This is a genomic window from Bradyrhizobium ingae, from assembly GCF_055791185.1.
Window position 1 is genome coordinate 1 of the sequence record NZ_JBVUBB010000019.1, and the last position, 18,008, is coordinate 18,008.

The 18,008-nt window shown below is 64.3% G+C and carries 16 protein-coding genes; 6 read left to right on the forward strand and 10 right to left on the reverse strand.

Annotated elements, in window-relative coordinates; genetic code table 11:
- On the reverse strand, positions 1-425 hold a 425-nt coding region (locus tag ACV1FX_RS24680; protein WP_473120170.1), incomplete at its 3' end, for a DUF2848 family protein.
- Entirely contained in the window at positions 418-1,767 is a 1,350-nt protein-coding gene (locus ACV1FX_RS24685; protein WP_473120171.1) for an amidase, read from the reverse strand. The genes ACV1FX_RS24685 and ACV1FX_RS24680, both read right to left, overlap by 8 nt.
- A 188-nt stretch (positions 1,768-1,955) precedes the next feature.
- On the opposite strand from ACV1FX_RS24685, the gene ACV1FX_RS24690 reads away from it, so the two are divergent.
- The 3 genes from ACV1FX_RS24690 (at position 1,956) to ACV1FX_RS24700 (ending at position 4,563) form a co-directional block, all read left to right on the forward strand.
- A complete protein-coding gene (locus tag ACV1FX_RS24690; RefSeq protein ID WP_473120172.1) occupies positions 1,956-2,369 on the forward strand; it encodes a Zn-ribbon domain-containing OB-fold protein in 414 nt (137 codons plus the stop codon).
- Between the two features lie 3 nt (positions 2,370-2,372).
- Positions 2,373-3,512 (forward strand): thiolase C-terminal domain-containing protein, encoded by a 1,140-nt coding sequence (locus ACV1FX_RS24695; RefSeq protein WP_473120173.1) that lies wholly within the window; start codon positions 2,373-2,375, stop codon positions 3,510-3,512.
- A gap of 136 nt (positions 3,513-3,648) precedes the next feature.
- Entirely contained in the window at positions 3,649-4,563 is a 915-nt protein-coding gene (locus tag ACV1FX_RS24700; RefSeq protein ID WP_473120174.1) for an SDR family NAD(P)-dependent oxidoreductase, read from the forward strand.
- 76 nt (positions 4,564-4,639) lie between these two features.
- Here the strand turns inward: ACV1FX_RS24700 and ppc are convergent, their stop codons facing one another.
- From ppc to ACV1FX_RS24720, 4 genes are all read right to left on the reverse strand, one after another.
- Positions 4,640-7,438, reverse strand: coding sequence for a phosphoenolpyruvate carboxylase (gene ppc / locus ACV1FX_RS24705; RefSeq protein ID WP_473120175.1), 2,799 nt, complete (start codon positions 7,436-7,438; stop codon positions 4,640-4,642).
- Positions 7,439-7,630: 192 nt separating this feature from the next.
- A complete protein-coding gene (locus ACV1FX_RS24710) occupies positions 7,631-8,035 on the reverse strand; it encodes a YccF domain-containing protein (protein WP_473120176.1) in 405 nt (134 codons plus the stop codon).
- Positions 8,036-8,163: 128 nt separating this feature from the next.
- Positions 8,164-9,711 carry an acyl-CoA synthetase gene (locus tag ACV1FX_RS24715; protein ID WP_473120177.1) on the reverse strand — a complete coding sequence of 516 codons (1,548 nt, stop codon included), beginning with the start codon at positions 9,709-9,711 and terminating at the stop codon, positions 8,164-8,166.
- Positions 9,712-9,804: 93 nt separating this feature from the next.
- The gene (locus tag ACV1FX_RS24720; RefSeq protein ID WP_473120178.1) at positions 9,805-10,617 is read right to left on the reverse strand and encodes a crotonase/enoyl-CoA hydratase family protein; all 813 of its coding nucleotides are present in this window, start codon (positions 10,615-10,617) and stop codon (positions 9,805-9,807) included.
- A gap of 101 nt (positions 10,618-10,718) precedes the next feature.
- On the opposite strand from ACV1FX_RS24720, the gene ACV1FX_RS24725 reads away from it, so the two are divergent.
- Positions 10,719-11,591, forward strand: a complete 873-nt coding sequence (locus ACV1FX_RS24725) for an SDR family oxidoreductase (RefSeq protein ID WP_473120179.1) — start codon at positions 10,719-10,721, stop codon at positions 11,589-11,591.
- Between the two features lie 86 nt (positions 11,592-11,677).
- Positions 11,678-13,258, forward strand: a complete 1,581-nt coding sequence (locus ACV1FX_RS24730; protein WP_473120180.1) for a fatty acid--CoA ligase — start codon at positions 11,678-11,680, stop codon at positions 13,256-13,258.
- Positions 13,259-13,371: 113 nt separating this feature from the next.
- On the opposite strand, the gene ACV1FX_RS24735 is transcribed toward ACV1FX_RS24730, so the two are convergent.
- On the reverse strand, positions 13,372-14,646 hold the full coding sequence (locus tag ACV1FX_RS24735; protein ID WP_473120181.1) for an acyl-CoA dehydrogenase family protein: 1,275 nt from the start codon (positions 14,644-14,646) through the stop codon (positions 13,372-13,374).
- A 210-nt stretch (positions 14,647-14,856) separates the two neighbouring features.
- Here ACV1FX_RS24735 and ACV1FX_RS24740 point away from each other — a divergent pair, with 210 nt between their 5' ends.
- Positions 14,857-15,636 carry an enoyl-CoA hydratase-related protein gene (locus ACV1FX_RS24740; RefSeq protein ID WP_473120182.1) on the forward strand — a complete coding sequence of 260 codons (780 nt, stop codon included), beginning with the start codon at positions 14,857-14,859 and terminating at the stop codon, positions 15,634-15,636.
- Between the two features lie 122 nt (positions 15,637-15,758).
- On the opposite strand, the gene ACV1FX_RS24745 is transcribed toward ACV1FX_RS24740, so the two are convergent.
- The 3 genes from ACV1FX_RS24745 to ACV1FX_RS24755 are packed head-to-tail and all read right to left on the reverse strand — an operon-like array spanning position 15,759 to position 17,924.
- Positions 15,759-16,136 (reverse strand): DUF6285 domain-containing protein, encoded by a 378-nt coding sequence (locus ACV1FX_RS24745; protein ID WP_473120183.1) that lies wholly within the window; start codon positions 16,134-16,136, stop codon positions 15,759-15,761.
- Between the two features lie 2 nt (positions 16,137-16,138).
- Entirely contained in the window at positions 16,139-17,125 is a 987-nt protein-coding gene (locus tag ACV1FX_RS24750; protein ID WP_473120184.1) for a phosphotransferase family protein, read from the reverse strand.
- Between the two features lie 10 nt (positions 17,126-17,135).
- Positions 17,136-17,924: an enoyl-CoA hydratase/isomerase gene (locus ACV1FX_RS24755; RefSeq protein WP_473120185.1), complete on the reverse strand. Its 789-nt coding sequence runs from the start codon at positions 17,922-17,924 to the stop codon at positions 17,136-17,138.
- Between the last annotated feature and the right edge of the window lie 84 nt (positions 17,925-18,008).

The window sequence follows — 18,008 nt, forward strand, 5'->3', positions numbered from 1 at the left end:
GCAGGTCGACATGGCCGAGTTCGCCGATCTTGTCCTTGATAATGCGACGTTTCTCCTCGCGCATCGCCGGGGTGCGGCGGTTCAGCTGATTGCGTTTGAAGACCCGGTAGATGGTCGAGGGCGACGGAACCGCAGCCGACGAAGATGCGGCCCTGCCAGCCGATCAGCACGAACTCGACCTCGCCGGACGATTCGCCGCCGGAACATTCGATGCTGTCTTCCATCGTCAGCCGCCGCGCCGAGACGCGGTAGTAGATCGGCGTCGATGCCGGCCGCGCGATGCCGACGGCCTCCAGCTCCGCGATGTGCTTGTCGCGCGCGACGGGATCGCGGCCGGTCCAACCGGCAATGACGGCCTGGTCGATCGCAAGCGTCAGTGGCGTTGTCGTGTCCTGGGCGTCGACGGTGAAGGTCAGGTCAAACACGGATCACGGCCTCCATGCCGGCTGCAAGCTCGAAAATGCGACGGTCCGATCCGCCGGCGCCCGCCAGCATCAGGCCGACGGGAACCTCGCCCGCACGATGGGCCGGCAGCGAGATCGCGCAACCGTCGATCATGTTGATGAGGGTGCAGTTGCGCAAGGCACGCAGGTTCGCGGCGGTGAACGCCTTGTCGTCGGCAAGATCGGCGATCTTCGGCGGCGTGTTGGCAGTGGTCGGCAGGACCAGCGCGTCATAGGGCGCGATCCGCGCATTGACCCGCGCAATGAGCGAGCGGCGCTCGTTGAGGAGATCGATGTAGTCGGCCGCGCTCTGTGCCTCGCCGCGCATGATCCGAACCGCGACACGGGGATCATAGACGTCGCCCTTGGCCGTGATGAGGTAGCGATGCCATGCGAAGCTTTCGGCGGCAGCAAAGCCGCCCTTGGCGTTCATCGGGCCGATGTCGTGGAATTCCGACATCTCGATGCGCTCGATGCCGGCGCCGTGACTAGCGAGCGCGTCCAGCGCCCGCTCGAAGGTCTGCGCCACGGCCGTATCGAGGTCGTCGAGTGCAATGGTGGTCGGCACCGCAAGCCGCATGCCCCTCACCGGGCGCGGCTTCAGCGGAACGATCGGCTCGTCCGCCAGCACGGCGTCGAGCACCGCACAGCAACTCACCGTTCGCGCCAGGGGGCCGATGCTGTCGAGCGAGAATGACAGCGGCACTGAGCCATCGAGCGGCACGCGACGCTGCGTCGGCTTGTAGCCGACGATGCCGTTATAGGCCGCGGGGATCCGGCAGGAGCCGCCGGTATCGGTGCCGAGCGCGGCATGCGCCATGCCGTCCAGCACGGACACGGCCGCGCCCGAGGACGAACCGCCGGGCACGTGGCCCTCGGCTCGGTTCCAGGCGCCCTTCGGCGTGCCGAAATGCGGATTGATGCCGATGCCGGAATAGGCGAACTCGGTCATGTTGGTCCGCCCCATCACCACGAATCCGGCAGCGCGCAGCCGCGCAACCGCGGCCGCGTCGTGCTCGGCGGGATCGGAATCATCGAGCGCGCGGGAGCCGGCGCGCGTCGTCTGCCCCCTGATGTCGAAGAGGTCCTTGATCGAGATCGGAATGCCGGCATAGCGCGACAGTGCCGCGTTGGCCTTGCGCAAGCCATCCATCGCATCGGCCGCCGCCAGCGCCGCGGCCTTGTCGACATGGATGAAGGCGCGTTGGCCTTCGCCGGCCGGATCGGCGATCCTGGCGAGGCATTCCTCAACCAGCTTGCGGGAGGTTGTGCGGCCGCTCTCGAGGTCTTCGGCAAGCTTCGCCAGTGTCGGAAAGTCGGGCATGTCTGTCTCACGGAATATTTGGCAGGCGCAATCTATCGCGCAGGCTCAGTTCGACACAAGCATTGCGCGCGCGACGGTATAGTTACCATGCGCCCGCATCGCTGGACCGTTGACGGCCAATAGTCAATTGTCGCATCAAGATCGAAACGGGCGGGCGTCAAGCCCGTCGCTTGGGAGGATCTGCCGCAATGGCCGAACCGCAGCGCGCGCGACCGAAACCGACGCCGGAGACGCAGCATTTCTGGGACGGCACGAAAGCGGGCGAGCTGCGCCTGCAGCGTTGCGACGCCTGTGCGCATGTCTATTTCCCGCCGCGTCCGTTCTGCCCGTCCTGCGCCTGCCGCAAGGTGAGCATCTTCAAGGCAAGCGGGAAGGGCTTTCTGTACAGCTACGTGATCAATCACCGCCCCGCCGCACCGGGGTTCACGCCGCCTTACGCGATCGCGGTGGTCGAGCTCGCGGAGGGACCGCGGATGATGAGCAATATCATCGACTGTCCGCAGACGCCGGAAGCGCTCGAGCTCGACATGAAGCTCGAGGTCGCTTTCCAGAAGCTCGATGACGCCATCACCCTCCCCGTATTCCGTCCGGCGAAGGGGTAGGCCATGCACAGGAACCAGGTGGCCGTCGTGGGTGCCGCCGAAACCACCGAACTCAGCGTCATCCCCACCGTGTCGCAGCTTCAGCTTCATGCGGACGCAGCCCTCAACGCCATTGCGGACGCCGGGCTGAGACTGTCCGACATCGATGGATTCGCCACCGCCGTCGAGACGCCGCAGCAGGTTTGCCATTATCTCGGCATCAAGCCGACCTGGGTCGACGGCACCTCGGTCGGCGGGTGCTCGTTCATGCTGCATGTCCGTCACGCCGCGGCGGCGATCGAGGCCGGCCTGTGCAAGACCGTGCTGATCACCCATGCCGAGAGCGGCAAGTCGATGATCGGCAAGCAGCCGCGCTTCACCGCGCCGGACAGCCTCAACGGCCAGTTCGAAGCACCCTTCGGCGTTTACGGCCCACCCAGCATGTTCCCGATTCCCGTGCTGCGCTTCATGAAGACGTACGGCATCACCCATGAGCAGCTTGCGATGGTCGCGGTCGTGCAGCGGGAATGGGCGGCGGAGAACCCGCGCGCGATGATGAAGGAGCCGATCACGGTCGCCGACGTCCTCAACTCGCGGATGATCGCCTATCCGTTCCGGCTGCTGCAGTGCTGCCTCGTCACCGACGGCGGCGGCGCGCTGATCCTGACCTCGGCCGACCGCGCCAGGGATTTTCCGCACAAGCCCGTCTACATCATGGGCACCGGCGAGAGCGTGGAGACGCCGATGGTCAGCCAGATGGAGACGTTCAATTCCTCGCGTGCGTTCAAGACCGCCGGCCCCCTCGCCTTCAAGGAAGCAGGCATCGCGCACAAAGATGTCGATCATCTCATGATCTACGATGCGTTCGCGCATCTGCCGCTGTTCGGTCTCGGCGATCTCGGCTTCATGCCCTATGAGGAGACCGGCAGGTTCATTGCCGACGGCAACACGCGGGCGGGCGGCAAGCTGCCGCTGAACACCAATGGCGGCGGACTCTCCTACATGCATTCGGGCATGTACGGCATGTACGCGCTCCAGGAGAGTGTACGCCAGATGCGCGGCATTGCGCCGGCGCAGGTGCCCAATGCGAAGATTTCGGTATGCCACGGCGTCGGCGGCATGTTCGCCGCCAGCGGCACGATCGTGTTCACGAACGAGAGGTAACGCGCACTCATTCCGGGGCATGCGTAGCATGAACCCGGAATCTCGAGATTCTAAGGTGCGCAACTGCGCACCATGGTTCGCGCTTCGCGCGCCCGGGAACGACGGCGAAGATTGGAAAAGATAGCGGAGAACCCCCATGACACAATCACTGCAGGACAAGGTCGTCATCGTCACCGGCGCAGGGCGCGGCATCGGTCGGGCGATCGCGCTGCTGTGCGCGGCCGAGGGCGCCAAGGTCGTCGTCAACGATCCCGGCGGAGCGTCGGATGGCTCGGGCTCCAGCGCAGCACCCGCGGAAGAGGTCGTGGAGGAGATCAAGAAGCGTGGCGGCACGGCGGTGGCCAATTTCGAGAGCGTCGCCGAAGCCATTCCCGCCAGCAAGATCGTCAAGAGCGCGACCGATCATTTCGGTCGGCTCGACGGCGTCGTCAACAACGCTGGAATCCTGCGCGACATGATCTTCCACCGCATGAGCGTGGAAGCCTTCGAGGCCGTCATCAAGGTGCACCTGATGGGCTCGTTCTACGTCAGCCACGCCGCCGCACGGCTGTTCCGCGAGCAGGAGAGCGGCTCCTTCGTGCACTTCACCTCGACCTCCGGCCTGATCGGCAATTTCGGCCAGGCCAACTATGCCGCGGCCAAGCTCGGCATCGTCGGCCTGTCGAAGTCGATCGCGCTCGACATGAACCGCTTCAACGTACGCTCGAACTGCGTCTCGCCGTTTGCCTGGAGCCGGATGATCGGTACGATCCCGACCGAGACCGAGGCCGAGAAGGCACGCGTGGCGAAAATCCAGAAGATGGGCCCCGAACTGATCGCGCCGGTGGTCGCCCATCTGCTCAGCGACGCCGCCAAGGACGTCACCGGGCAGATCTTTGCCGTCCGCATGAACGAGATCTTCCTGATGAGCCAGTCGCGTCCGATCCGCTCCGTGCAAAGCAGCGACGGCTGGACGCCACAATCGATCGCCGAGCACGCAATGCCGGCGCTCAAGGGATCGTTCTACAAGCTCGATCGCTCGGCGGACATCTTTACGTGGGATCCGGTGTGACGGTCACCGCTTAGCGCCCATCGCCTCCACACGTCATGGCCGCGCTTGACCCGGCATGACGACCGAATGTGTTGCGCTAACCCGTATTCCGCAGGCCCGCCGAGATGCCGTTGATGGTGAGCTGGATGCCGCGCAGCACCTGCTCATCCGGATTCTGTGCGCGGTGCTCCTTCAAGAGCTCGACCTGCACGTGGTTGAGCGGATCGAGATAGGGGAAGCGATGGCGCACGGAACGCTCCAGAAGCGGGTTGCCTTGCAGCAGCCGGTCCTGTCCCATGATGTCCAAGAGCGTTTCGATGCATGAATGCCATTCGCGGCGGATGCGTCCGAAAATCTTCTCGCGCAAGGCTTCGTCGGGCACGAGCTCGGCATAGCGCGAGGCGATCGCGATCGAGCTTTTTGCGAGCACCATGTCCATGTTCGAGAGCAGCATGCGGAAGAAGGGCCACTCCTTGTAGAGTTCCTTGAGGAACGGCATGCCCTTGTCGGGATGTTCGCCGATCCAGGTCTCGACCGCGCTGCCAAAACCGTACCAGCCGGGCAGCATCAAGCGGCATTGCGCCCAGGAGAACACCCAGGGAATGGCGCGCAGATCCTCGATCGCGCGGGTCTTCTTGCGCGAGGCCGGGCGGCTGCCGATGTTGAGCGTCGCGATCTCGTTGATCACGGTCGACGACCAGAAATAGTCGACGAAGCCATCGGTCTCGTAGACGAGGCCGCGATAAGCCTTGAACGCAAGACTCGAGAGTTCATCCATCGCGGTCAGATATTCACGGCGCGGCGCGCTCTGGCGCGGATGCAAGAGGCTCGCCTCCAGCGTCGCGGCGGCAAGGATCTCCAGATTGTTGCGGCCGACTTCGGCGTTGGAGTATTTCGACGAGATGATCTCGCCCTGCTCGGTGATGCGGATCTGACCGTTCACCGCGCCGCCCGGCTGCGCGACGATGGCGTCATAGCTCGGTCCGCCACCACGGCCGACCGAGCCGCCGCGGCCGTGGAACAGGCGCAGCCGCACGCCGTGGCGCTCGAACACCTCGACGAGAGTGATCTCCGCCTTGTAGAGCTCCCAGCCCGAGGTAACGAAGCCGCCATCCTTGTTGCTGTCGGAGTAGCCGAGCATCACCTCCTGCACGCTGCCGCGGCTGTCGACCAGACGGCGATAGTCGTGCAGCGACAGCATGCGGTCCATGATGCCCGAGGAGGCCTGCAGGTCCTCGATGGTCTCGAACAGCGGCACGATGTTGATGGCGCTGCGGCCCGATGGGTTGACGAGACCGACCTCCTTGAGCAGCACGGCCACCTCGAGCATGTCCGACATGCCCTTGCACATTGAGATGATGCACTGGGGGATGGCGTCCGAGCCGAACTTCGCATGCGCCTCCGCGGCGGCATGGAAGACATTGAGCTCGCTCATCGTCTCGTCGCTGTATTTGACGAATTGCGAGACCAGCGAGCGCGTGCTGCGCAATTCGTTGGTGAGCAGCGAAATGCGTGCCTCTTCGCCCAGCGCCAGATAGGACATGCCGGGGTTCGCCGCATCGATCAGCTCGGCGACGGTGCGCTCGTGCACCGCCGAGTTCTGGCGGATGTCGAGCCGCGCCAGATGGAAGCCGAAGCAGTCCACCGCGCGGCGCAGCAGTCGCAGCCGGCCGCGGGCGATGACGCGGGCGTTGTTCGAGATCAGCGAGCGATGCAGCACGTCGAGATCGGCTTGCAGCTCCTTCACGCTCTCGTACGGCGCGCCCTTGCCGACGGGCCGGCGCGTGATCTCGACCTGGAGCTTTTCGGCCGTCGCCGTCAGCCGTGCATAGATCCCGGAGACCGCGAGGCGGTACGGCTCGCCGCTCCGGTGCGGCGAAGTGTCTGGCGAGCGCTCGGCGAGCGCGCGCAGCTCCTCGGAAACGTCCGCGAGGTGCGCCGCGATCGACAGTTCCGAGCCGAGCACGTGCAGCTCGTTGAGATAGAACTGCATCACCCGGCTGGACTGCAGCCGCAGCGTGCCGCGCATCACATCGGCGGTGACGAAGGGATTACCGTCGCGGTCGCCGCCGATCCAGCTTCCCATGCGCAGGAACGAGGCAAGCTCGGCCGCGGCCTGCTCGCCGCCCTCTTCCAGCCGGTCCTCGAGCGAATTGACGAGACGCGGGACCTCGTGAAGGAAGGTGTAATCGTAGAACGACAGGCCGTTGGCGACCTCATCGAGCACGGTGAGCTTCGTCCGGCGCAACAGGTTGGTCTGCCACAGCGTCAGCACCTCGCGACGCAATTGCTCGTCGCTGGCCGCCGCCTCGTCCGGCGTCAGCGCGACGCGCTCGCGGCGGTCGAGCAGCGCCGCAACTTCCATCTCGCGGTCCATGGTGCTCTTGCGGCGGACCTCGGTCGGATGCGCCGTCAGCACCGGACTGACGAGAGCGTCCTTGAAAAAGCGCCGCAACTCCTCGCCGCTCAAGCCCTCGCTCTTCGCGCGCGTCAGCGTTTCGGCGAGCATCCCGGCCCCGCCGCCCTTGGCGGCGCTACGCGCCCGCATCTGGCGGATGTTGTTGTGGTCCTCAGCGATATTGGCGAGGTGGGAGAAATAGCTGAAGGCGCGGACGATGCGCAGAGTATCCGGGATCGACATGCCGTCGAGGATCTGCTCCAGCTCACGGCGGGCGAGCCGGTCCTCGTCACGGTGGAACCGGATCGAGGTCTGGCGGATCCGCTCGACGAGGTCGAACACGTCGGCGCCCTCCTGGTCGCGCACCGTATCGCCCAGAATGCGTCCCAAAAGACGAATGTCGTCCCGCAGCCGTACATCCGCCTCCAGCGCCTGAGCTTCCTCGGCGCGGTTGGCACGGTCGATCGCTGTGTCAGATGGTACGGTCTGGAGGGACATGGCTGAATTCCCTTCGAAGTCCCTTGGCTGCCCGGCCCGGCGAGTGTGCAAGTTTTTTGCCGCGGTGCAAGATAAACTTGGGGGCGGCGCACACTGGGGGAACGCGTTTCGCGAAATCAACCCCATGCACAGTAGGGCTTGCCCGACGCATCAAACCAGAAACACAAGATGTTGTGGCCCAGTTCGTCCACGCTAGGCCGGCACGATCACCTTGCCGATCGGCCACAGCGCGATACCCGCAAGCTTCAGGTGCGCCCAGGCGAAGGGAATGCCGATGATGGTGACCGCCAGGATCACGGCGGTAACGAGGTGGCCGAGCGCCAGCCACCAGCCGGCGAGCAGGAACCAGATGATATTGCCGAGCACCCCGAGCGGGCCAGTGCCGATATCGCTCTCACCGGTGACCTCGTCGCGCCGCACCGCCCTTGAGCCGAACGGCAGCAGTGTATAGACGGCGATGTTGAAGGCGGCCCGCGCCCAGGGCAGGCCGACGATGGTGATGGCCATGATGACGGAAGCCACCAGCCAGCCGAACGCCATCCAGGCACCGCCGATGAGAATCCAGAGCAAGTTGAGCAGGATGGAAACAGGAGCCATGGGATAATCCGCCGATCAATGATCGTGCTTGTATAGGCTCGAAAGCTGTCGCTGCGAAGACAGCTTCGATATCCGCTCCGGGCAATGCCGGGAATTGGTCTTCGCGGCGCTTGGCTACTGGATCGCGTTTAGATCTTCCGTCCTGCCTTTTCCCAATAGGGATCGCGCAGGCGGCGCTTGAATATCTTCCCGGAATCTTCGCGTGGCAATTGAGCACGGATCTCGATGTGCTTGGGCACCTTGTAGTCCGCAAGTTGGGTCTTCAGGCGCGTGCGGATGTCGTCGGCTTCCAGTGTCACGCCGGCTTGCGGCTCGACCACCGCCATCAGCGCCTCACCGAACTCGGCGTCGGGGATGCCGAACACGGCGCAATCATGCACGCCGGGAACGGCGTGCAGCACGGCCTCGATCTCGGCCGGATAGATGTTGACCCCGCCCGAGATCACCATGTCGCGCTTGCGATCGCAGATGAAGACGTAGCCGTCTTCGTCGATATAGCCGACGTCGCCCGAGGTGATGAAGCCGTCGCGGTCGATCTCGGTGCGCTTCTCCGGCTTGTTGTGATAGGTGAAGTCGGCCAACCCCGCCATGCGCGAATAGATCTCGCCGATTTCGCCCGCCGGCACTATGCGGCCATCCTCACCGATGAATCGCAATTCGGCACCTGGCGAGACCTTTCCGACCGTGCCGGGCTTCCTCAACGCGTCCTCGGAGGTTGCGAAGGTGACGGCGCTCGATTCGGTCGAGCCGTAGAATTCGTAGATCACCGGTCCCCACCATTCGATCATGGCGCGCTTGACGTCGGGCGGACAGGGCGCGGCGGCATGGATGACGTGGCGCAGCGACGAGACATCGTATTGCTTGCGCAGCTTCTCCGGCAGTTTCATCAGGCGTATGAACATGGTCGGCACCATGAAGATGGTGTCAATCCTGTAGCGCCCGATCAGCTCGAGAAATTCCTCTGCTTCGAACCTCGGCATCAGCACCAGCGTACCGCCAAGCCTGCCTGCCCGGATGCCGAATGAGTTCGGCGCGGAATGATAGAGCGGCCCGGGCAGCAGCGCGCGGGCGCCCGGCTTCAGGCCATAGATCATCGCGCGCATGCGCTCGCCGGCAGCTTGCTGCTCCGTCGTCGGTGCGGCACGGCGCACGCCCTTCGGATGGCCCGTCGTGCCCGAGGTGTAGATCATGTTCATCGGCTGCGGCACCACCGGACCGTCGTAGGGCTCGAATTGCGCAAGCCAGGTATCGACATCGATCGCAAAATCCGGCGCCGCCAATCGATCCGGATCGATCTTGTAGGTCTTCAAAATCTCCGGCGGCGTCGGCGCGCTGAGCACGGTGATGCCCGCTGGAATCACACTGCGCAAGGAATGCAGCATGTCGGCGTGCCCGATCAGCACGGCGGTACCGGAGTCTTGCAGGATGTAGTTGATTTCCTCCGGCTTGAAGTGCCAGTTGATCGGCACCCCGTAGGCACCCAGCCGCATCGCGGCGTATGCGGCTTCCAGGAAGGCGATGTCGTTGCGCATGAGCATGCAGACGCAATCGCCCTGTTTGACGCCGAGCTTGGCGAGGCCGCTTGCGATGCGGTTCGCGCGATCGGCGACCTCGGTATGACTGCGGTGGCGCTCGCCGGAGGCGAGACCGAGGAAGAGTTGGGACGTTGCGCTCATTTTTGTGTTCCGATCTTTCGTCGGGTTGTCGCCGTGATGTTAGGTATCATTCCGGGCGGCTCGAAGAGCCGAACCCGGAATGAGAATGACGGATTAGAAATCCGCAAACTTCGGCGCGCGCTTTTCCATGTTGGCACGAACGGCTTCAGTCTGGTTCGCACTGCCAATCAGCTTCTGCTGCTCGACGGACTCGGCAAGCAGCGCAGCTCCCGGATCGACCGAAAGATTGTTCAGCATGCGCTTTGCCGCGCGGATCGCATCCGGGCTCTTGCCGGAGATCTCACGCGCAACCTCGAACGCGGCCGCCCGCGGATCATCGCAGATGCGCGTGGCGAGGCCATAAGTCATCGCCTCCTGGGCCGAGAAGATGCGGCCCGTATAAGTGAGCTCGCGCAGGATATCATCGCGCACGAGTGTGGCCAGGATCGGCGTGCCCGCCATGTCGGGCACGAGACCCCATTTGATCTCCATGATCGACATCCGCGTATCAGGTGCGACGAAGCGCATGTCGGCACCGAGCGCGAGCTGGAAGCCGCCGCCAAAGGCAACGCCGTGCACCGCGGCGATCACAGGCACGGGCAGTTGGCGCCAGCCCCATACCGCCTGCTGCGCAAAGTTCGCCTTGCCATGCGTGCGCGCGGTGAGATCGCGATTTTCGCCACCCGGAATTCCGTTGCCGCCCTTCTCCTTCATGGCGGCAAAACGTCCCATGTCGAGGCCCGCGCAGAACGCCCGCCCCTCGCCGGATAGCACGACGACGCGCACGCCTTTTTCTTTGGAAAGCCGCTCGGTTGCGTCGACCAAGGCCTGAAACATCGCTTGGTCCAGCGCGTTCATCTTGTCCGCCCGCACCAGGCGGACGTCGGCGATGCCTTCCGAAATCGAGATCGAGACGCGCTCTTCCATCGACGGATTCTCCCCTGTTCTTGATCGGTCGCCGCTTTACAGGACGGCGGGCGGCGGATTTAGTCGACCAATTAACTCATAATCCATCGAGGGGAAACGCCATGTTCAAGGAAAATCTTCTGGCCGGCCGGCGCATCCTTGTGACCGGCGGCGGCACCGGTCTCGGCAAGTCGATGGCGGCGCGCTTCCTCCAGCTCGGCGCCGAGGTGCACATCTGCGGCCGGCGCAAGATCGTCTGCGACGAGACCGCGACCGAGCTGATGGATCTCTACGGCGGCCGCGTCACCAGCCATGGCGTCGACATCCGCAACGCGCTGGCCGTCGATGAAATGATCGAAAACATCTTTCGCGAGGGCGCGCTGACCGATCTCATCAACAATGCGGCGGGTAATTTCATCTCACGTACCGAAGAACTCTCGCCGCGCGGCTTCGATGCGGTCGCCAACATCGTCATGCACGGTACGTTCTACGTGACGCATGCCGTCGGTAAGCGCTGGATTGCGGCGCGGCAGCCCGGCAATGTCGTCTCGATCACTGTGACCTGGGTGCGCAACGGTTCGCCCTACGTCGTGCCGTCGGCGATGAGCAAGTCCGCAATCCACGCCATGACGATGTCGCTTGCGACCGAATGGGGCCGCCACGGCATTCGCCTCAACACCATCGCGCCCGGCGAAATTCCGACCGAGGGCATGAGCAAGCGCATCAAGCCCGGTGACGAGGCCGGCGCGCGGACCAAGGCGATGAATCCGATGGGCCGCGTCGGCACCATGGAGGAGCTGCAGAACCTCGCGGTGTTCCTGATCTCCGGCGGTTGCGACTGGATCAACGGCGAGACCATCGCCATGGACGGCGCCCAGGCGCTCGCCATGGGTGGCAATTTCTACCAGCTCCGCGACTGGAGCGATGACGACTGGACCACGGCGCGCGAGAGCATCATGGCACAGAACGAGAAGGACCGGGCGGCACGGGGGTGATGCCATTCCCTCTCAGCCGTCGTCCCGGGGCGCGCGAAGCGCGAGCCCGGGACCCGCGTCATAAGACTAAACACCACGGGAGAGACATGTCCACTTCACAGCCATTGGCGGACCTCGCCGAGATGGTGCGCGAGCGCGCGAAGAGCCGCGGCGACGCGATCGCCTATGAATTTGAAGGCCGCCTCACCAGCTTCGCCGAATTCGACACCAAGACGAACAAGGTCGCCAATGCGCTTCTGGCGATGGGCGTCAGGCACGGCGACCGCATCGCCTATCTCGGCAAGAACAGCGATGTCTATTTCGAGCTCTTGATGGGCGCGATGAAGGCCGGCGTCGTGATGGCGCCGGTGAACTGGCGGCTCGCGGGGCCGGAAGTAGCGTTCATCGTGGACGACTGCAAGGCGCCCGTGCTGTTCGTCGGGCCCGAGCTCATCAGGTTGGCGCGCCAGATCAGGGACCGGCTGCCGAACGTGCGCAGCGTGATCGCCACCGAAGGCGGTACGGGCGAATGGCCGGATTTTGCCGCCTGGCGAGATGCGCAAGGAGGTGATGATCCGAAGGTCGCGATCAGCCCCAAGGACATCGCGATCCAGCTCTATACTTCCGGCACCACCGGCAAGCCGAAGGGCGCAATGCTGTCGCATGCGAACTTTCTCAACCTCGTACAGAGCGGCAACGACGCCGAGAAGCCGGAGTGGAACCGGTGGACCACAGACGACGTCTCACTGGTCGCGATGCCGATCTTCCACATCGGCGGGTCGGGCTGGGGCGTGATGGGACTTTATCACGGCGCCCGCGGCGTGATCGCGCGCGAGTTCGATCCGACCAAGGTGCTCGACTTCTTCGAGCTGTCAGGCATCACAAAACTGTTCATGGTGCCGGCGGCGATGCAGTTCGTGGTGCGGCAGCCGCGCGCGAAGACGGTTGATTTCTCTCGGCTGAAATTCATGCTGTATGGGGCCTCACCGATACCGGCGGCGCTGCTCAAGGAGTGCATCGAAATCTTCAAGTGCGGCTTCGTGCAGATGTACGGCATGACCGAGACGACAGGCACGATCGTCGCGCTGTCGCCGGAGGATCATGTCGAGGGTCTGGAGCGGATGCGCTCGGCCGGCAAGGCGCTGCCCGGCGTCGAGATCGCGATCCTTGATGCCGACGGCAAGCCGCTGCCGCCGCGCCAGGTCGGCGAGATCGCGACGCGCTCCGGCTCCAACATGGCCGGCTACTGGAACTTGCCGGAGGCAACCGCTGCGACGCTACGCGCCGACGGCTGGCTGCGCACCGGGGATGCGGGCTACATGGACGAGGACGGCTACCTCTATATCCACGACCGCATCAAGGATATGATCATCTCCGGCGGCGAGAACATCTATCCCGCCGAGGTCGAGAGCGCGCTGTGCGATCATCCTGACGTCGCGGAGGCGGCGGTGATCGGTGTGCCCGACGACAAATGGGGCGAGGCGGTCAAAGCCATCGTGGTGATGAAGCCGGGCAAAGAGGCGACCGCCACCGACATCATCAATTTCATCCGCGAAAGGATTGCCGGTTTCAAGACGCCGAAGAGCGTGGAGTTCATCCCCGCGCTGCCGCGCAATCCGTCGGGCAAGATCTTGCGGCGGCAACTACGCGAGCCGTATTGGGCGGGGCAGGACCGACGGGTGAACTAGCGCCGCTGCATCCACCAGTGGTTACCAGTCCGCGTCAAACTGCTCCCTGGGGTAATGGGTCCTGGCTTTCGCCAGGCGACTCGCGGAGGGTCGTCATCGCGCGTGAGCAGCCGTCAATGCTTCCCCGGCCCCATGTACCCGAACAAAAATCCCGCCACCTTCCGCATCTGGATTTCCTCGCTCCCCTCCGTGATGCGATAGCGACGATGGTGCCGGTAGATGTGCTCGAAGGGCTTGTGGCGTGAATAGCCCATGCCGCCATGGACCTGCATGGCGCGGTCGGCAGCCTCGCAGCAGAGGCGGTTTGCCCAATAGTTGCACATGGAGACGCGGTCCGACAGCGTGCGCTCGATTTCTTCCTCGTTAAGCTTGTCCATCTCCCAGGCGGTCTTGCGGATCAACAGGCGCAGCATCTCGGCTTGGGTGGCAAGCTCGACCAGCGGGAACTGGATCGCCTGGTTCTCCGCGAGCGCCTTGCCGAACGGCTTTCGCTCGCGCGCATATTTCACGCTCTCGTTGATGCAGTAGACGGCCGCGCCGAGCGAGCTTGCAGCCTGGCGGATGCGGTTCTGGTGTACGAAACATTGCGCGAGCGACAGGCCGCGGCCGACCCCGCCGAACAGCGCATCCTCCGTCACGAACACGTCCGTAAAGCTGACACGAGGATGGTCCGTCGGCATGTTGAAGGTCCACATGTACTCCTCGACCCTGACGCCCTGGCTGGTCGCCGGCACCAGGAAGCAGGTAATGCCGCGGGCATCGCCATCATTGCCGCTGGTGCGCGCGAACAGCGCGCAATGCGTGGCAACGTGCATGCCGGTCGTCCACATCTTCTCGCCGTTGATGATCCAGCCCTTGACGTTGTCGCGGGTCGCGGAAACGGCTCGCGTCTCCATATGGGTGGCGTCGGAGCCGTGATGCGGCTCGGTCAGCCCGAAAGTGATGCGGTATTTGCCCTTGATCGAGCCGTCGATCATCGCCTTCTGGTCGTCGCGGCCGTAGCGGTCGAGCATGGTGACGACCGGGAAATTGCCGACGATGGAATGCTCGTTCTGGAGATCGTTGTGCAGGCCGAGGCCCTTTGACGCAAAATGCTCGCGGATCACCGCCATCCAGAGGTTGGAACCATCCTGGCCGCCATATTGCCTCGCTACCGCGAAGCGCAGATGGCCGGCGGCGTCCGCGAGATCTTTCGCTTTGCGCAGCAGCGCCTCCCATTCGTGCCGCGGCAGGCCGCCATTCTCGAAATCGGTGCGCGCCCATTCGCGGCGATGGTCGAAGAAGCGGATGTTGTCGTCGGCCTCTTCCAGCGGCTTGATCTCGCGCGCGATGAAGGCATCGAGCTCTCCGAGATAGGCGACGAGATCGGCAGGCAATGAGAAATCCACGGTTCGCTCCCGGATCGATTTTTTCGTTTTGCGTTAAGGCGCCACGCACATTCAGCTTCACACGATTAAGGTGAGAAGAGCGCGCGCAAGTCAAGCAAGCCGAGACGTGTGAACGGCGCAAGGCGCGTTGCGCAATTCGATGGTGCTCGGGCACTGACGCGCGTTAATATGACGCCAATATTCCTTCACGAGAAAATGCGGGAGCGCGCGATGGAGCTGAAGTTCTCAAAGGTGGAACGCAAGGGACCGGTCACGATCGTCACGCTGTCGCGACCCGAGGTGTACAACGCGCTGCACATCGATGCGCATTTCGAGCTCAACAAGGTGTTTGACGATTTCTCCGCCGATCCTGCGCAGTGGGTCGCGATCGTCACCGGCGCCGGCGACAAGGCGTTTTGCGCCGGCAACGATCTCAAATGGCAGGCGGCCGGCGGAAAGCGCGGCTGGGACAAGGGCGGCTTTGCCGGGCTGACCTCGCGCTTCGACTGCGACAAGCCGATCATTGCCGCCGTCAACGGCGTCGCGATGGGCGGCGGTTTCGAGATCGCGCTCGCCTGCGACCTGATCATCGCCTCCGAAAACGCAACCTTCGCGCTGCCCGAGCCGCGCGTCGGCCTCGCTGCGCTTGCCGGCGGCCTGCACCGCCTGCCACGGCAGATCGGGCTGAAGCGCGCCATGGGCATGATCCTCACCGCGCGCCACGTCAGCGCCAAGGAAGGTTTTGAGCTCGGCTTCGTCAACGAGGTCGTGCCGCAGGGCGAAGCGCTCGCCGCCGCGCTGCGCTGGGCGGAGATGATCACCAAGAACTCGCCAATGTCGATCCGTGCCTCGAAGCAGGCGATCCAGAAGGGGCTTGCCGTATCGCTGGAGCAAGCGATCGAGGAGCAGCGGGAGTACCCGGCGGTAAAGGCGATGGTGGCCTCGCAGGACTACATCGAGGGGCCGAAGGCGTTTTCCGAGAAGCGGCCGCCGAAGTGGCTGGGGAGGTAGGAACCACGCCGTCTCCACACGTCATTGCCGAGCGCAACGAAGCAATCCAGAATCGTTGCGCGGGTGACAGTCTGGATTGCTTCGTCGCTTCGCTCCTCGCGATGACTAAGGATGGGGCCGAATCATCCGCCCCGCGCCAGCTCGCGCTTGTACGCCGCGTAATTCGGCTGATCCACGGCGAGCTTGTCCATCGTGGTCTGCCAGAGATGCTCGGCGAGCCCCGGCGCTGCGAGATCCAACTCGCCTTTCGCGATGCGCTCGGAGAGCGCGCGGTTGAGCTCGGTCACCGAACCGTCCATGCCGAGCAGCGCGCGCAGCCGCGCCACCTCCCTCGCATCGCTCCCCGCCTCCAGCGTCAACTGCCGTACAACGAGGTCGAGGGCGTTGATGGCCACGCGCAGCTTGAAAGCCTGGTGGCCTGAGATCAGTGGCGTGATGTCGCTGCGGAGGAAATCGGCAACCGCCTTGGTCAGCTCGATGGGCGTGGGCTCGTCCTGCATGGTCAGCTCCCTCGCGGCGCCAGCAGGCGCAACAGGTCGATCTCGGTCTCGGAAGCACGGCGGCCGATCAGCGCGCGCTCCATGGAATGATCGGGGCCGGTGCGAAACCGCTGCATCATGCCGCAGCACATGATGCCCCAGCGCAGCGTGCCCATCACTTCCCAGAATTTCACCCGCGCCGGATCGACCTTGCGGCCCCCGGCCTCATAGCCAGCGAACAACTCTTCGCGCGGACCAAAGCCGCCGACAGGATTGTCGATCTCGCCAAAGCGCCAGGAGTTGACGCAGAGCCAGCCGAGATCCTCCATGGGATCGCCGAGATGGGCGAGCTCCCAGTCCAGCACCGCACGCAATCCGTCGGCGCCGATGATGAGATTGCCGTTACGAAAATCGCCATGCACCAGAGTCATCTCCGGCGACGGGCCTGGATCGTGGTCACGGAGCCAGCGCAGCGCAACTTCGAACACCGGCTTGGGCCAGTTGAGGCTGCGATAGTCGCGCGCGAACTCGTCGATCTCCTTCGCGGCCGTCATGCGCCGCAGCTCGGGCAGTTTGGCAAGCGGCAACCTATGGAGACCTGCCAGCACGCCGCCGAGCTCCCGCGCGAGCGTGGGGCGCGCCGCGGCGAACGCGTCATCACGCAAAATCTTGCGCGCGATGGTTTCGCCTTCGACACGCTGCATGATGAAGCCGGTACCGAGATCGTCCTCGCCCTCCAATACATGCAGCACGCGCGGCGACGGCAGGCCGGCCTCGAACGCAAGCTGCATGAGGCTGGCTTCGGCGCCAAGGCCCGCGGCGCGCGAGGGCGCGGCGCCATAGCCTTTCGGCGCGCGGCGCAGGATCGCACCGATATTGCCGTCCGGATGCGTGATGTCGAAGCGCCAGGTTTCCTGGCTGGCGCCGCCGGACAGCTTGGCCGCGCCGGTCGCACCGGTTGCGCCCGGGCACCAGCGCGTGACGCTACGCGAAAGCTCCGCCTCGATCATTTGCCTCTGATCATTTGCCTTTGAATTTAGCCGGCCGCTTCTCGAGGAAGGCGCCAACACCCTCACGGAAGTCCTCGGTGTCGCCCGCGCGAAGCTGGCACTGGAATTCGAGATTGAGCTGCTCCTCGAATGAATTTTCCGGGCTGTCCCAATAGAGCTTGCGGATCAGCGACAGCGCAACCGTCGGCCCATTGGCGAGTTCATGCGCGAGCTTCATCGCCTCCTCCATCAGCGCGCCGTCGTCATAGACCCGGTTGACGAGGCCCCATTCCAGTGCCTTTTCCGCCGGCAACCGCTCGCCCATCAGCGACAGCTCGATCGAGCGCGCCTTGCCGACGAGGCGCGGCAACAGCCAGGTCGAGCCGCAATCGGGCACCAGGCCGATGCGGCGGAAGGCTTGCAGGAAATAAGCCGAGCGCGCGCACAGGATCATGTCGCCGAGCAGCGCAAAGCTCATGCCTGCGCCGGCCGCCGGTCCGTTCACCGCGGTGACGATCGGACAGTGCAGATTGCGGATCCGCCGCAGGAACGGGTGAAAGCCAGTTTCCAGCGTCAGGCCGGCCTTGGTCTTTTTCGATTGGGTGTTGCGCCCCTGCAAGTTCGCGCCGGTGCAGAACGCACGTCCCGCGCCGGTCAGCATCACGCAACGGACCTCGCCCTTCCGCTCCTCGATCGCGTCCAGCGCCTCAGTGAGCCCGCCCAGCATGTCCATCGAGACCGCGTTCATGACCTCCTGGTGATCCAGCTTGAGGACGGCGACCGGTCCGTCGAAATCGAGCGTGACGTGTTTGAACTGCATGGTTTCCTCACCTGCGTTGCGGCCCCGCGATGTTCCGCAGACCGGAATTGCTTTTCGTCGGTGCGCATATTTGATTTTTGCCGC